13 protein-coding genes are annotated in these 14,321 nt (G+C 68.3%); 6 read left to right on the top strand and 7 right to left on the bottom strand.

Annotated features, from left to right (window positions below; genetic code table 11):
• Nucleotides 1-12: 12 nt before the first annotated feature.
• Nucleotides 13-894 carry a class I SAM-dependent methyltransferase gene (locus KF707C_RS21540; protein ID WP_003450358.1) on the bottom strand — a complete coding sequence of 294 codons (882 nt, stop codon included), beginning with the start codon at nucleotides 892-894 and terminating at the stop codon, nucleotides 13-15.
• A gap of 154 nt (nucleotides 895-1,048) precedes the next feature.
• Nucleotides 1,049-2,143: a helix-turn-helix transcriptional regulator gene (locus KF707C_RS21535; protein ID WP_096368055.1), complete on the bottom strand. Its 1,095-nt coding sequence runs from the start codon at nucleotides 2,141-2,143 to the stop codon at nucleotides 1,049-1,051.
• Between the two features lie 291 nt (nucleotides 2,144-2,434).
• Here KF707C_RS21535 and maiA point away from each other — a divergent pair, with 291 nt between their 5' ends.
• The 3 genes from maiA to KF707C_RS21520 all read left to right on the top strand — a co-directional run bounded on the left by maiA (nucleotide 2,435) and on the right by KF707C_RS21520 (nucleotide 6,038).
• Entirely contained in the window at nucleotides 2,435-3,100 is a 666-nt protein-coding gene (gene maiA, locus KF707C_RS21530) for a maleylacetoacetate isomerase (RefSeq protein ID WP_003450362.1), read from the top strand.
• 85 nt (nucleotides 3,101-3,185) lie between these two features.
• On the top strand, nucleotides 3,186-4,646 hold the full coding sequence (locus KF707C_RS21525) for a sodium-dependent transporter (protein ID WP_003450364.1): 1,461 nt from the start codon (nucleotides 3,186-3,188) through the stop codon (nucleotides 4,644-4,646).
• Nucleotides 4,647-4,934: 288 nt separating this feature from the next.
• On the top strand, nucleotides 4,935-6,038 hold the full coding sequence (locus KF707C_RS21520) for a hypothetical protein (protein ID WP_003450366.1): 1,104 nt from the start codon (nucleotides 4,935-4,937) through the stop codon (nucleotides 6,036-6,038).
• A gap of 58 nt (nucleotides 6,039-6,096) precedes the next feature.
• Here KF707C_RS21520 and KF707C_RS21515 read toward each other — a convergent pair whose 3' ends face one another.
• Both KF707C_RS21515 and KF707C_RS21510 read right to left on the bottom strand, forming a co-directional pair.
• Nucleotides 6,097-7,704, bottom strand: a complete 1,608-nt coding sequence (locus tag KF707C_RS21515) for a methyl-accepting chemotaxis protein (RefSeq protein WP_003450368.1) — start codon at nucleotides 7,702-7,704, stop codon at nucleotides 6,097-6,099.
• A 75-nt stretch (nucleotides 7,705-7,779) separates the two neighbouring features.
• Entirely contained in the window at nucleotides 7,780-8,817 is a 1,038-nt protein-coding gene (locus tag KF707C_RS21510; protein ID WP_003450370.1) for a metal-dependent hydrolase, read from the bottom strand.
• 292 nt (nucleotides 8,818-9,109) lie between these two features.
• On the opposite strand from KF707C_RS21510, the gene KF707C_RS21505 reads away from it, so the two are divergent.
• From KF707C_RS21505 to KF707C_RS21495, 3 genes are all read left to right on the top strand, one after another.
• Nucleotides 9,110-10,066, top strand: a complete 957-nt coding sequence (locus KF707C_RS21505) for a TAXI family TRAP transporter solute-binding subunit (RefSeq protein ID WP_003450371.1) — start codon at nucleotides 9,110-9,112, stop codon at nucleotides 10,064-10,066.
• Nucleotides 10,067-10,145: 79 nt separating this feature from the next.
• The gene (locus KF707C_RS21500; protein ID WP_003450372.1) at nucleotides 10,146-12,173 is read left to right on the top strand and encodes a TRAP transporter permease; all 2,028 of its coding nucleotides are present in this window, start codon (nucleotides 10,146-10,148) and stop codon (nucleotides 12,171-12,173) included.
• Entirely contained in the window at nucleotides 12,170-12,556 is a 387-nt protein-coding gene (locus KF707C_RS21495) for a DUF1850 domain-containing protein (RefSeq protein ID WP_003450373.1), read from the top strand. The genes KF707C_RS21500 and KF707C_RS21495 overlap by 4 nt, the downstream gene beginning before the upstream one ends.
• A 4-nt stretch (nucleotides 12,557-12,560) precedes the next feature.
• Here KF707C_RS21495 and vapC read toward each other — a convergent pair whose 3' ends face one another.
• The 3 genes from vapC to KF707C_RS21480 all read right to left on the bottom strand — a co-directional run bounded on the left by vapC (nucleotide 12,561) and on the right by KF707C_RS21480 (nucleotide 14,319).
• Nucleotides 12,561-12,968 carry a type II toxin-antitoxin system tRNA(fMet)-specific endonuclease VapC gene (gene vapC / locus KF707C_RS21490; RefSeq protein ID WP_003450374.1) on the bottom strand — a complete coding sequence of 136 codons (408 nt, stop codon included), beginning with the start codon at nucleotides 12,966-12,968 and terminating at the stop codon, nucleotides 12,561-12,563.
• Nucleotides 12,969-13,202, bottom strand: coding sequence for an antitoxin (locus KF707C_RS21485; protein ID WP_003450375.1), 234 nt, complete (start codon nucleotides 13,200-13,202; stop codon nucleotides 12,969-12,971).
• 67 nt (nucleotides 13,203-13,269) lie between these two features.
• Nucleotides 13,270-14,319, bottom strand: a complete 1,050-nt coding sequence (locus KF707C_RS21480) for a protein-glutamate methylesterase/protein-glutamine glutaminase (protein WP_003450376.1) — start codon at nucleotides 14,317-14,319, stop codon at nucleotides 13,270-13,272.
• Between the last annotated feature and the right edge of the window lie 2 nt (nucleotides 14,320-14,321).

Here is a 14,321-nt window from a genome sequence, read left to right as displayed (position 1 = left end):
CGCTGCGGGCCCTCAGCCGTACTTCACCGCCTCCAGGAAGGCCACCCGCTGGCCGACGTCGTGGAACACCCGCGCCGAGGCGATCTCGTTGTAGTCCACGCCATCCAGCAGGCTCAGCATCTGGGCGTCCTGGCGGTAGCGGGGGTGCCAGTCCAGCAGGCCTTCGAGGAAGCCGATGGCCGGGACGCCGGGCCGGAAATTGGCCAGCAGCAGGCGTCCGCCCGGACGCAGGGCCTGGAACAGGCGGAACACCAGGCGTTCGCAGTGGCGATCGTCCAGCAGTTCGGTGATGCCGGCCGAATACACCAGGTCGAATCCTTCCAGGTCGCTTGCGGCGGTCAACAACTGATCCAGCTGCATCTGCCGGGTGGTCACGCCCAGGTGGCCGTAGGCGGCGTGGACCCGTTCGAGGCGCGCGCCGTCGTCATCGATCACCAGCATCTCGCCGAAGCGGCCATGGCGGAGTTCACGGGCCAGTTCGCCTTCGCGGAAATGGCCGCCGGCGACGCAGAGCATGCGGGCGTCGAGGCCCAGACGCTGGCAGGTGTCGTCCAGGTACCGGGCCAGCGTGCGCCGGCGGGAGCGCAGTGCGCGGGCGGCCTGGGCGCTGGTGGCGAACTCGAAGAGCTGGCGCACCCGCTCCTCGGGCAGCCCGTGCAGGGCTTCGGTCGGCACCCCATAGAGGTAGTCCAGCAGCCACGGATCGCCGCAGTGCATGCGGGGGCTCGCCACGGGCCGAACGGGGAAGGGCAGGATATTGCTCGGCGAAGGCGCTTCCGGCCAGGGGGCCGGCCGGTCCAGCTGCAGGCGTTCACGTTCGGATTTGATGTGCGCCAGTTCCTCGCGCAGTTGTCGTTGTTCCCTGATGCTCCGGTTCAGTTCTTCCTCTTCCACTTGCCACCTCCTCTGGCCATTCGTGGGCTCCCCGACCCGGCACGCGGGATATAGGCAGACGCTGATTCCGTTGTGAACCTTAGTTGATGTGACTTTCGCCGCCATCATCCAGATGAATGACGGCGGGCTTCCTGACCGGTGGTGCTAAGGGGGATCAGGCGCCCTGGAGGCGGGCGAGGAGCTGGAGCAGTTCGGCCTGGCGACGGGTGTCGGTCTTGCGGAACAGCGCGCGCAACTGGGTGCGGATGGTGTTGATGGAGACCTGCAGGCGCTCGGCGCAGTCTTCGGGAGAAAGGCCCTGGACCAGCAGTTCCACGAGCCTCAGCTCGGCGGGGGTGAGCTGGAAGAGCTCCACCAGCAGCGCCTTGCGTGGGCGGCTGTCGAGCACCGTCACCAGCGCCAGCGGTCCCCGATGGGGGGCCGCCAGTGCGGAGGCCTCCGGCACGGGCGTGACCAGGACCTGAAGGGGCGAGCCTTCGCCCAGTGCCAGCCAGCCGGCACGGCGCTTGCCGTCGCGCCCGGCCGCCTGGCGGATCAGACCCTGCAACCGGTGGTCCAGCGCCTGGCCGTGGAGCCGGCCCTGGCGCAGTCGCAGGGGGTAGTCCGGCTGGCCGAGGCGTTGCTCGGCCTCGCGGTTGCAGAACAGCATCCGGCCCTCGCCGTTGAGCAGCCAGACGGGGGCGCCATGGCGGTCCAGCAGCAGGTCCCGCCGCGCCACCTCCCGTTGCAGGTCCTGCAGGCGTTCGGACAGCTGGGCGGCCCGCAGCAGGTGCGGGCTGAGGCGCGTCAGCAGCGCGCGATGGCCCGGTTCCGGCAGGGCCGCGCCCACGGCGGTCAGCAGCGACAGGTAGGTGCCGGCATCTTCCTGTTCGTGCAGCTTGATGCAGGAGATGGCGTTCATCCCGTAGGGCAGGTGGAACTCCTGGTAGTAGGGGTCCCGGCGGATCCGCTGGGGGGCCAGGTCTTCCCGATCGTGGTACCAGCTGCCCACCGGGCGGGGCACCAGCATTTCCTTGGCCGGATCGTACTGGTGGTAATAGCTGTTGTAGGCGTCCACCGAGGCCGGGTCGCAGAGGTTGAGGGACGAGACCCGGGGCCGCTGGGCGTGGCGGTCGAGAAAGAGCAGGGCGCCCATCTGGTAGCCGGTGGCCGCCGCCAGCCGCTCCAGCAGCGGCTTCCAGGCGGCGGCGTCGAGTACGCACTCGTAGCAGAGGTTCACCAGGGTGTCATAGCGCTCGTCGAGTCCCATCCGGGGCGTCCTTGCGGTCGAGGGTCGTCGCAGACATATGGCACAGCGCCATCCTCCCTGCAAATCACCGTTGGTCGGGGCCCTCGCGGCTCGGCTGGAAGCCTGGCGTGACGCACTGTCAACTTATCGTTACGACGCCCGGGCGCATGGCCCCTGGCCGCGAGGGTTATTCCGGGCTGTCAGGAAAACGTTCCGGATCGGCCGGGCGACGCCGTCCATCGCCCTGCGACACGCCTTGTTCCCGGGGCGCTGCCAGAGTGAGATGACGCAAACAAGAAACGGCCCGCTGCCATGACTACCGAACTCACCCTCTACGGCTACTGGCGCTCCAGTGCCGCCTACCGCGTGCGAATCGCCCTCGAACTCAAGGGCCTGGCCTATCGCCAGGAGCCGGTGCACCTGGTGCGCAACGGTGGCGAGCAACACCAGGAGGCCTATCGCGAACTCAATCCCCAGGGCCTGCTGCCCTTGCTGGTGGACGCCGGCAACGCCGGTGGCGAAGTGCGCATCGCCCAGTCCCTGGCCATCCTCGAATACCTGGAGGAAGCCTTCCCCGTGCCGGCCCTGCTGCCGGCCGAACCGGCCCAGCGCGCCCTGGTCCGCTCCCTCGCCCTGCACATCGCCTGCGACCTGCATCCGCTGAACAACCTGCGGGTGCTGCAGTACCTCGAGGCCGAACTGGGGGTAGGCGATGCCGCCAGGAAGGCCTGGTACCGCCACTGGGTGGGGCTCGGCCTGGCCGCCGTGGAGAAGGGGCTGGAGCCCTTCGGCGGCCGGCTTTCCCTGGGCAGCCGGCCGGGTTACCTGGAGGCCTGCCTGATCCCTCAGGTGTACAACGCGCGGCGCTTCGACTGTGACCTGTCGGCCTATCCGCGCATCCTCGATATCGCTGCGCGCTGCGACGCCCTCGAAGCGTTCAGGAAGGCTGCGCCGGAGGTGCAGCCGGACGCGCAGTAAGAGGCTCTACCCGCCTTGCAAACCTCCGCCGGACCACAAGCCCGGCGGGTTGATTTTCCGTCACGATAAAAACAACAGGTGGCGCATGACTCGTGAAAAACCCAAGAACCTCTGGCTGTCCCGCTGGGGCTTCATCCTCGCTGCAACCGGCTCGGCCGTGGGCCTGGGCAATATCTGGAAATTCCCCTACATCACCGGTGAGTACGGCGGCGGGGCCTTCGTGCTGATGTACCTGGCCTGCATCCTGGCCATCGGCATCCCGGTGATGATGACCGAGATCGCCCTGGGTCGCCGTGGCCGTGGCAGCCCCATCGATGCCATCGCCCGGGTGGTGCGCGAGAACAACGGCAATCCGCTCTGGCGGGGTGTCGGCCTGATGGCGATGCTGGCCGGCTTCATGATTCTCTGCTTCTACGTGGTCGTGGACGGCTGGGCCTTCGCCTACACCTGGAAGATGCTCAGCGGCGCGCTGGTGGCCAGTAGCGTCGACAGCCTGGCGCAGGTGTTCGAGGGCCACAATGCCAACCCGTGGCAACTGGGTGGCTGGAGCGTCCTGGTGTCCTTGCTGACCCTGTGGATCGTCGGCAAAGGCGTGCAGGCCGGCGTGGAGCGTGCGTTCCGCTGGATGATGCCGGGGCTGGCGGTGATGCTGCTGGTGCTGGTGGGCTATGCCTGGACCAGCGGCAGCTTCCGCCAGGGCTTCGACTTCCTGTTCACCTTCGACGCCACCAAGCTCACCGGCGAGGCGCTGCTGGCTGCCCTGGGCCACGCCTTCTTCACCCTGAGCCTGGCGTCCGGCGCCATCCTCACCTATGGCTCCTACCTGCCGGACGGCCAATCCATCGCGCGCACCACCTTTGTCGTCGCCATCGCCGACACCTGCGTCGCGCTGCTGGCGGGCCTGGCCATCTTCCCGGTGATCTTCGCCAATGGCATGAGCCCCAGTGCCGGCCCGGGCCTGATCTTCATGAGCCTGCCGCTGGCCTTCCAGCAGATGCCCATGGGGACCCTGTTCGGCGTGCTCTTCTTCGCCATGGTCTCGGTGGCCGCCCTGACCTCCGCCATCTCCATGATCGAGGCGGTGGTGGCCTATCTGAACGAGAAGTACGGTGTCAGCCGTGGTCGCGCGGCCCTGGCCTCCGGTGCCGTGCTGCTGGTGATCAGCCTGCTGGCGATGCTGTCGTTCAACGTCGGCGCGGAGTGGAAGCTGTTCGGCACCACCCTGTTCGATGGCCTGGACTACCTGACGTCGCGCTGGATGATGCCCCTGGGCGGCATTCTGATGGTGATCCTGGCCGGCTACTGCCTGCGCCCCGAGATCATGCGCAACGAACTGGGCCTGGGCGCCGCCGGTTATGCACTGTGGCTGTTCATGGTTCGCTACGTCAGCCCGGTGCTGATCCTGATGGTGTTCCTCAACGCCCTGGGCTGGCTGAGCTTCGACCCGATCGCCCGCTGGTACTGGATCGTCGGTGCCATCGGCGTGCTGGCCCTGGTGGGTGAGCTGCTGGCGCCTCGCGTGCGGATGGAGCTGGTGCGGGGCTGAGCGTAGAAACTTGCCGGCGAATGGTGCCCCGCCATTCGCCGGCAAGCCGGCTCCTACGATCACCCCATCCCTGTAAGCGAGCTTGCTCGCGAAGCAATCCGCGCCGTTCGCCGGCAAGCCGGCTCCTACAGGCTCCAGGGTGACGGGCCCTTGTGTGTCGTTTTTCGTAGTTATTTGTGGCTATTTTCGGATAAATCCTGGGATGTTTCGGGATTTTTCGGCTTGTTAAGCAGGGCAATCCATGTATGGTTGGGCGTTCGTCTCTAGGACCCGTACAGGAGAACGGACATGAAACTGACCCTGCACTTTGATGGTTCCGTTGCGATCAACACCCTGCGCCAGGCGATCCTCGCCGCCGGGGAGAACACCACCATTCACTACTCCGCCGCCCACGATCTGGACGCCAGCAACCTGCTCTCGGTGCTGAGCGCAGCCGGTGCCGAGAAGAACCTCGTGCTCGGCTTCGACGGTGCCCGCCTCGATCCCCGCAGCCTGCAACAGGCCGTGAGCTTCGCCGGCGACCGCACCCGCGTGGACATCGGCGCCGCCCAGGCGGTCAAACCCGCCGCACTGATCACCGCCATCGCCGCCGCCGGTGACGGCAAGTCCCTGCGGGCCAGCTTCAGCGGCGCCCGGGCCACCGAGGAAGCCCTGCGCGCCGCCCTGGACGCCGCCGGCCGCCAGGTGGACATCGGTCTCGGCGCATCCCAGTCCCTGACCCTGGACACCCTGCTGGCCACCCTCCAGGCCGCCGGCGACGAGCGCAACCTCGCGGTCGAGCTGGGGGGCGCGCAACCGGCCGCCAACCTGATCCAGGCCCTGGAAGCCGCAGGCGCCAGCACCGACATCGCCATCAACACCGCCCATGCGCTGGACCGGGACGAGCTCCAGGCCCTGATGCTGGGGGCGGGGGATGGCAAGCACCTGAGCCTGTCCTTCAACGGCGGCCAGGTGGATGAGGCGCAGCTGCCTCAGCTGGTCGCGGCCGCCGGCACCAACACCCGGATACGGCTGAACACCGCCGAGGCCATCGCCGCTGGCCGCTTGCTGGCGGCCATCGAAGCCACGGGCAATACCCGCCAGCTGAGCATCGAGTACAACGGCGCGCAGATCCCGGCGGCGGGCCTGGTGCAGGCTATCGAGGCAGCCGGTATCAGCACCTCCGTCAGCGTGAGCAGCGCCCAGGGCGTGGATGTCGGGGGCCTGGCCTCGGCCCTGGAAGCGGCGGGTGCGACGAAGAAGCTGGACCTGCAGTTCAACGCCGGGCAACTGCCCGCCGCCGATCTGCTGCGCCTGGTGGAAGCCGCCGGCCATCGTTGCGACCTGGCCATCAGCGGCGCCCAGGCGCTGCCCCTGCCGGTCCTCAAGGATGTGCTCAGGGCCGCCGCCTGACGCATCCCTGTTCCTGAGCCATCGGGCCGCCTGCGGGCGGCCCTTTGCCGTCCGCCGTTCAGATCTGGAAGCGTGCCACCGAGGACTGCATGGTGCTGGCCACCTGATCCAGGCGTTCGGCGGAGCGGGCCAGCTCGCGCATGGCGTCGCTGTTGCTGCGCGACATCTGGGCGATCAGCTCCATCCGGTGAGCCACCTCGTTGCTGGCCTTGGACTGCTCGCCGATGGTCTGGGAAATCTCCTCCACCACTTCGGCGGCGCGCTGGGCACCGTCGCGGATCTCGCTGATCGAGTCCCCCGCCTGCCGCGCCAGGCCGACGCCGAACTGCACCCGCTCCACCCCGGTCTGCATGCTGTCCACGGCCTGCTGCGTGGTCTCGCGGATACGCTGGATCATGCCGGTGATCTCCTGTGTGGACTGGGCGGTGCGTGCCGCCAGGTTGCGCACCTCGTCCGCCACCACGGCGAAGCCACGACCGGCCTCGCCGGCGCGTGCTGCCTCGATCGCCGCGTTCAGTGCCAGCAGGTTGGTTTGCTCAGCGATACCCTTGATCACCTGGATGATGGAGTGGATTTCCTCGGAAGACTGGCCGAGGGCGGTGATGGTGGTGGATGACCGGTTGACCGCCTCGGCGATGCGGCTCATGCCTTCCACCACTCCGAGGATCACCTGGCCGCCGCTTCCCGCCAGTGACTCCGAGTGGGCGGAAATCCCCTGGGCGTTGCGCGCATGTGCGGCGATCTGGCCGATATTGGCGATCATCTGCTCCATGGCCGCAGCCATGCTGGTGGCGCTGTCGGATTGCTCGCCGGCACCGTCGACGATGCGTTGCGACGTCTCGCTCAGATGGTGGGCGGTGCCGCGCAGCTCCTCGCTCTCGCTACGGATGCTGGCGATCATCTGCCGCAGGTTGTCCTGCATCTCGGCCAGTGCCCGCTGCAACTGGCCGGCCTCGTCGTCGCTGTCGATGCTCACAGGTTGCAGCAGATTGCCTTGGGCAATGGCTCGGGCCACGCCGACGGTCTTTTCCAGGGGACGCAGCACGGTGCGCATCAGTTGGCCAGTGACCAGGCAGAGCAGGCCGATCACCAGCAGCAGCCCGCCTACCAGCCAGGCGGCGGCACTGCGCACCGCCGCTTCGCCGTCCTCGCGGGTCTTGGTCGCATGGGCTTCGATACGACCGCTCAGGGCCTCGTTCTTTTCCTCCAGCTCGCCGAAGCTCTGGTCGAAGGCCGGCAGCTCCGCGCGGGCCGCCTGGGTATCCCGCAGGGCCAGCTCGACGATGCGTTCCGCCTCGCCGATGTAGCGCTCCAGGGCGGGCTGGGACTCGGCGATGGCACTCTGGATCTCGCCCGGCAGCGGCAGCCTGGCATTGTCTCCGAGGGTGCGGCGGAACCACTGGCTGTGCTCGGCCAGGTCTTCGCGCACCTGGCGCGCGGCGGCCTCATCTCCCGGCTGCACGACCAGCGCCGCCAGCACGTCGGCGCGCAGGGCGTCGTGCATCATGTCGCCTTCCAGATGGTTGCGCAGGGCGGTGACGCTCAGTTGGTTCTCCGCCAGCGACCCGGCCAGGCGGGTTTGTCCCCAGTAGCCAATGCTGCCCAGCAGGGCAGCGGCGAGCACGCTGATCACACCGGAGGCAACCATTCTCTGTTTTATCTTCATGTCCCTTCCCCATGCGCCGGAGTTCGATGCAGGGAAGCGTAGTGCAGCCTGGACGGCCCGTGGGCTGGCGTGCCGCTACTGCCGCAGCAGGCCCGCCCAGCTTGCCAGCGGCACGGCCTGGTCCTGCTGCCAGACGCGCTGCCAGAGCAGCTTCAGGCGCTCCGCGTCGCCCCGGTCGGTGGGCCAGCGGCGCGCTTGGGCCAGGGGCTGCCAGCGTCCGTCACGATGCTCGGCGAGGATGAAGCGGAAGGGGTGGAAACCGGTCATGCCCAGGCGCAGGTCGGTCACCACCAGCGCCTGGTCGATCCGGTCGTAGCGCAGGATGCCGTGGGTGAACCAGGCCAGCCGCAGGTGCTGCGGCGAGTCCCGCAGCCCACGGGCCAGGTCGGTGCCCCGGGGGATGCGCTCCAGCACCGGCGGCGCCTGGTCGAACCAGCTCACCAGCGCTTCGTGGTAGTCCTCGCCCTCCAGCACCACCACCCGCCAGAGCAGCGTGTTGAACGGTGTCGGTGAGCTGAAGACCGCCTGGGGACGGATGCCCTCCCGCTCCAAGACGTCCGCGACCCGCTGCTCCGCCATGAACTTGCCGCCCAGGCTGAAGGCCAGGTACAGGCTGGACAGCGCCAGGGCGGCCAGGGGCAGGCGTGGTGTGCGGTCCTTCAGGCCGAACGCCAGGCCGGCGAGCACCGCCAGCAGCAGTGGCAGGGTGTAGAGCGGGTCGATGATGAAGACGCTGGACCAGGCGATGGGCGGCGTCTGCAAGGGCCAGAACAGCTGGGTGCCATAGCTGGTGAAGCTGTCCAGCAGCGGATGGGTGACCAGCACCAGCCAGAGGGCGATGAAGAGCCTCTGCGTCGAATAGTCCGGATTCGGCCGCCATCGTCGGATCAGCAGGGTGAGCAGGACGGCGAGGGCGGAGAGGACGAAGATCGAGTGGCTGAAGCCCCGGTGATAGGTCATGGCCGCCACCGCGTCGCTGTAGCGGATCACCACGTCCAGGTCAGGCAGGGTGCCCAGTGCCGCACCGTAGAGCAGCGCCTTGCGCCCCTGCCAGCGCCCCAGCATGGCGCCCTGGAGGGTGGCACCGAGTACCGCCTGGGTGATCGAGTCCATTGCCGTCTCTCGAGAATGTTCCGGCGGTTAAGGTACTGCGCCGCAGGCTTCCTCGGCAGCGGTAAATTTCCACCAGATTTTTCCGCCAGGCACGGCGCGCGACGGGTCGGGACCGGGTGGCGGTCGTGCCGGGGCCGGCCGCCGTGGCGGGGGAGAAGGGCGGGGGTGCAAACACCATTCCGGGCCTGGGCGCAATGCAACTTTTGGCTCGGTGCGCCTGGGCTGCGTCCCCTCCGTCCCATGGTCTAGAGTCTTGGGTTCGAGACCATGACAACAAGAAGGGAGTCCCCCCATGCGACTGCGCCACTCGATCCGTTCCATTGCCTTCGTTTCCGCCCTGGCGGCCAGCGCCGCGGCCCTGGCCGCCCCCACCTTCATCAATATCCTCACCGGCGGCACCAGCGGGGTGTACTACCCCATCGGGGTCGGCCTGTCGCAGATCTACGGCGGCGGCATCGAGGGCTCCAAGACCTCGGTACAGGCCACCAAGGCCTCGGTGGAGAACCTCAACCTGCTGCAGGCGGGCCGTGGCGAGCTGGCCCTGGCCCTGGGCGACTCGGTCGCCGATGCCTGGAACGGGGTGGAAGACGCGGGCTTCAAGGCGCCGCTGAAGAAGCTGCGCGCCATCGCCGCCACCTACCCGAACTACATCCAGATCGTCGCCAGCAAGGAGTCCGGCATCCAGACCCTGGCGGACCTCAAGGGCAAGCGCATTTCCGTGGGGGCGCCCAAGTCCGGTACCGAGTTGAACGCCCGGGCCATCTTCGCGGCGGCGGGGCTCAGCTACGAGGACATGGGCAAGGTGGAATTCCTGCCGTACGCCGAGTCCGTGGAGCTGATCAAGAACCGTCAGCTGGATGCCACCCTGCAGTCCTCGGGCCTGGGCATGGCGGCCATCCGCGACCTGGCCGCGAGCATGCCGATCAGCTTCGTCGAGGTGCCCGCCGAGGTGACCGCGAAGATCGGCAACGCCGCCTACCAGCCCGCCACCATTCCGGCCAGGACCTACGACGGCCAGGAGCTGGACGTGAAGACCGTGGCCATCACCAACATCCTGGTGACCCACGAGGGTGTGTCGGATGAGCTGGCGTACCAGATGACCAAGCTGATGTTCGACAACCTGCCGCGCCTGGGCAACGCCCATTCCGCGGCCAAGGACATCAGGCTGGACAGCGCTGCGCAGAACCTGCCGATTCCGCTGCACCCGGGCGCCGAGCGCTTCTACAAGGAAGCCGGTGTGCTCAAGTGACGGACCTGGCCGGTGCCGCCCCGGCACCGGCCTTTCGGCCGCTCCGCTGGGCGGTCCACCTGGCAGTAGAGGTGCCTGCATGACCCAGGATCATTCCCAACTGGCGGCCAGCGTCGGCGACTGGCCCCGGACGCTGTTCGCCGTCGCCTTGCTCTTCTCCGTCTTCCAGATCGTCACCGCCGCCTTCCACCCCGTCTCCACGCAGATTCTCCGTGCCGTGCACGTGGGCTTTCTGCTGATGCTGGTATTCCTCAGCTACCCGGGCTGGGGACGTGGGCGTCCCTGGCAGCCCCTGGCCTGGGTGCTGGCCCTGGCGGGCGCCGCCACGTCCGCCTACCAGTGGGTGTTCGAGGCGGACCTGATCCAGCGCTCAGGCGACCTGACCGGCGCCGACATGGTGATCGGCCTGCTGCTCATCGCGCTGGTGTTCGAGGCGGCGCGGCGGGTGATGGGCATCGCCCTGCCGCTGATCTGCGGCCTCTTCCTCGCCTACGGGCTGCTGGGCCAGTACCTGCCCGGCGACCTGGCCCACCGGGGCTACGGCCTGGACCAGATCGTCAACCAGCTCTCCTTCGGCACCGAAGGGTTGTACGGCACGCCCACCTACGTGTCGGCCACCTACATCTTCCTGTTCATCCTGTTCGGCGCCTTCCTCGAACAGGCGGGGATGATCAGGCTGTTCACCGATTTCGCCCTGGGCCTGTTCGGCCACAAGCTGGGCGGTCCGGCCAAGGTCTCGGTGGTGTCCTCGGCGCTGATGGGCACCATCACCGGCTCCGGCGTCGCCAACGTGGTCACCACCGGGCAGTTCACCATCCCGCTGATGAAGCGCTTCGGCTACCAGCCCGCCTTCGCCGGCGGCGTGGAGGCGACCGCCAGCATGGGCAGCCAGATCATGCCGCCGGTGATGGGCGCGGTCGCCTTCATCATGGCCGAGACCATCAACGTCCCGTACTTCGAGGTGGCCAAGGCGGCGCTGATCCCGGCGCTGCTGTACTTCGGCTCGGTGTTCTGGATGGTCCACCTGGAGGCGCGCCGCTCGAACCTGGTGGGGCTGCCCAAGGACCAGTGTCCCAGCGCCTGGGGCGCGGTGAAGGAGCGCTGGTACCTGCTGATCCCCCTCGCGGTGCTGATCTACCTGCTGTTTTCAGGGCGCACGCCGCTGTTCTCCGGCACCGTGGGGCTGGCGCTGACGGCCATCGTCATCCTCGGCTCGGCCATCATCCTGCGGGTGTCCTCCTTCGGCCTGCGCATCGCCTTCTGGATCGCCCTGGGGCTGCTCTGCGCCGGTTTCTTCCAGCTGGGCATCGGCGTGGTATTCGGGGTGATCGGCCTGCTGGTGGCCGCCTGCTGGTTTCTCAAGGGTGGGCGCGAAACCCTCCTCCTGTGCCTCCATGCCCTGGTGGAAGGGGCGCGCCATGCGGTACCGGTGGGCATCGCCTGCGCCCTGGTGGGGGTCATCATTGGGGTCGTCAGCCTCACCGGCGCCGCGTCTACCTTCGCCGGCTACATCCTCGCCATCGGCCAGGAGAACCTGTTCCTCTCCCTGGTGCTGACCATGCTCACCTGCCTGGTGCTGGGCATGGGCATCCCCACCATCCCCAACTACATCATCACCAGTTCCATCGCCGCGCCGGCCCTGCTGGAGCTGGGCGTGCCCCTGCTGGTGTCGCACATGTTCGTCTTCTACTTCGGGATCATGGCCGACCTCACACCGCCGGTGGCACTGGCCTGCTTCGCGGCGGCGCCGATCGCGCGGGAGAAGGGCCTGCTCATCAGCCTCTGGGCGGTACGCATCGCCGTGGCGGGATTCGTGGTGCCCTTCATGGCGGTCTACGACCCGGCGCTGATGCTGCAGGGCGGCGGCTGGGGCGCGACCCTCTACATGCTGTTCAAGGCGGCCCTGGCCATCGGCCTCTGGGGCGCGGCCTTCACCGGTTGCCTGCAACGGCCCATGGCCCACTGGGAACGGCTGCTGGCCTTCGTCGCTGGCGGCAGCCTGATCCTCGCGGCGCCCATCACCGATGAGCTGGGCTTCGTGCTGGCGGCGCTGTTCTTCGCCCAGCACCTCTGGCGGGCCCGCCGTGCCGGGGCTACGGCAGCGTGATCGCCCTGTGCCTGGGGCTGGCCGGCAGCGTCTGGGCGACGCTGCCGGGCGAGCCCTTCACCCTGGCCTGGCGCCACAGCGTCGAGAAGATCCGCTGGGAGGAGGATTACCGGGTGACGTCCGCCGGGCTGCGACTGGACGAGGCCCGGGTGCGGGGCAGCGGGGCCGGGATGGAGATTCCCGAGGGCGCGGTGCTGCGGGACGGCGCCTGGCACTACCGGCGCGACCTGCCGCCCTTGCAGCCGCTGCGCCTGGGGCGGACGCCCGAGGCGGGCGACTACCAGCTCTGCCGCGACGGCCGGTGCCGCGACCTGGCCCACTGGCTGGGCCCGCCCAGGGCCGATCGGCCGGCGGTGGAGTTGTGGAGCTGTTCGCCGGACTGAGGGTTCAGTCCGCCCAGTTTTCCAGCCGCAAGTCCGGAATTCGCTGGAACTCCCGGAGGTTGTTGCTCACCAGTGTCAGATCCGCCGCCTGGGCCTGGGCGGCGATCCAGAGGTCGTTACCGCCGATGATCTGTCCACGGGCCGACAACTCCGCCCTGATCTGGCCGTAATGCGCTCCGGCGGTTTCCTCCAGCGGGAGTACCTGGATCAGGCTTTCCAGTCGCTCGATCACCGCCAGGGCGCGTTCCCTCGACTGACTCTTTTCAGCCCCGAAGCGAAGCTCGCCCAAGGTGATGACCGACATGCCGAGCTCGGCCGAGGCATGCGCCGCAAAGCGTTCGCGCACCCTGGCGGGATTGTGCTTGGCGATGTAGATGCAGATGTTGGTGTCCAGCAGGTAGCGCACCGACATTCAGAAGTCCTCCCGTTCCTGGGGAGGCAGGTCGTCCCGACCGCCTTCCATGAAGTCATCCGGCATTTCCACCAGTGCGTCGAAGATGTCCGTCGCGTTGGTCGATATCTCACGCAGCACGATCTCGTTGCCGCGACGGAAGATTTCGACGCGATCCACATTCTTGAAGCGGAATTCCTTGGGCAGTCTGACGGCCTGGCTGTTGCCGGATTGAAAGAGCTTGGCGAAGGGCATGATGCTCTCCAAGGATGGATATACGCGGAGTATATACAGCGTCGGAGCAGGGGGTTGCCGAAGCGGGCTACACCCGGTTCCCGCTTCCCCGTCGCCGCGCCTGGGCGAGCAGCGCCGGGCCTATGGCTTCCAGCGGCAGGATGTCTTCGGCCGCGCCGATCTCGGCGGCTTCCCGGGGCATGCCGTAGACCACGCTGCTGGCCTCGTCCTGGGCCAGGGTGTAGCCGCCGGCCTCGCGGATGGCCAGCAGGCCCCGGGCGCCGTCCCTGCCCATGCCGGTGAGCAGGGCGGCGATCAGGTTGCGCCCGGCGCAGCGGGCGGCGCTGTGGAACATCACGTCCACCGCCGGACGGTGGCCGTTGACCTGGGGCGCGTCCGACAGCCGGGCCAGGTAGTTGGCGCCGCTACGGGTCACTTCCATGTGCAGGCCGCCGGGGGCGAGGAGGGCGGTGCCGGGGAGGATGCGGTCGCCATCCCGGGCCTCGGCCACGCGGAGGCGGCAGAGCTTGTCCAGGCGGGCGGCGAAGGAACGGGTGAAGCCCGCCGGCATGTGCTGGGTGATGACCACCCCGGGACTGTCCGCCGGCAGGCCCAGCAGGACCTCCTTGATGGCCTCGGTGCCGCCGGTGGAGGCGCCGATGGCGATCAGCTTCTCGGTGCCGACGATCGGCAGCGCCGGTTCGGCCGCGCGTGGCTGCGGCGAGCGGTGCCGGACCAGCCGCGCCCGGGCCGCCACCTTGAGCTTGGCGCGGATCTCCTCGGCGTAGGCCTGCATGCCTTCGGCGATGCCCAGCCTGGGCTTGGCGACGAAGTCGATGGCGCCCAGTTCCAGGGCCTTGAGGGTGGCCTCGGAGCCGCGCTCGGTGAGGGAGGAAATCATCACCACCGGCGTCGGTCGGCCCTTCATCAGCTTGTCGAGGAAGGTCAGGCCGTCCATGCGCGGCATCTCCACGTCGAGGGTGATGACGTCGGGCGAATGCTGCTTGATGAGGTCGCGGGCGACGTAGGCGTCCGGCGCCACGCCCACCAGTTGCAGCTCGTGATCGGCTCGCACGATCTCGCTCAGCAGGCTGCGGATCAGCGCCGAGTCGTCCACCACCAGCACCTTGATGGCCACGG

Origin of the sequence: Pseudomonas furukawaii (genome assembly GCF_002355475.1) — a bacterium.
Taxonomy (GTDB): Bacteria; Pseudomonadota; Gammaproteobacteria; order Pseudomonadales; family Pseudomonadaceae; genus Metapseudomonas; species Metapseudomonas furukawaii.
Note: the sequence above shows the minus strand (reverse complement) of the source record. Positions and strands in the feature narration are given on the sequence as shown.

Excerpts from the sequence above, each read along its gene's own strand:
- KF707C_RS21485 (WP_003450375.1), bottom strand. The coding sequence starts at position 13,202 with ATGCCCTTCGCCAAGCTCTTTCAATCCGGCAACAGCCAGGCCGTCAGA.
- KF707C_RS21500 (WP_003450372.1), top strand. The coding sequence starts at position 10,146 with ATGACCCAGGATCATTCCCAACTGGCGGCCAGCGTCGGCGACTGGCCC.
- KF707C_RS21520 (WP_003450366.1), top strand. The coding sequence starts at position 4,935 with ATGAAACTGACCCTGCACTTTGATGGTTCCGTTGCGATCAACACCCTG.
- KF707C_RS21535 (WP_096368055.1), bottom strand. The coding sequence starts at position 2,143 with ATGGGACTCGACGAGCGCTATGACACCCTGGTGAACCTCTGCTACGAG.
- KF707C_RS21525 (WP_003450364.1), top strand. The coding sequence starts at position 3,186 with ATGACTCGTGAAAAACCCAAGAACCTCTGGCTGTCCCGCTGGGGCTTC.
- KF707C_RS21510 (WP_003450370.1), bottom strand. The coding sequence starts at position 8,817 with ATGGACTCGATCACCCAGGCGGTACTCGGTGCCACCCTCCAGGGCGCC.
- KF707C_RS21505 (WP_003450371.1), top strand. The coding sequence starts at position 9,110 with ATGCGACTGCGCCACTCGATCCGTTCCATTGCCTTCGTTTCCGCCCTG.
- vapC (WP_003450374.1), bottom strand. The coding sequence starts at position 12,968 with ATGTCGGTGCGCTACCTGCTGGACACCAACATCTGCATCTACATCGCC.
- KF707C_RS21515 (WP_003450368.1), bottom strand. The coding sequence starts at position 7,704 with ATGAAGATAAAACAGAGAATGGTTGCCTCCGGTGTGATCAGCGTGCTC.
- maiA (WP_003450362.1), top strand. The coding sequence starts at position 2,435 with ATGACTACCGAACTCACCCTCTACGGCTACTGGCGCTCCAGTGCCGCC.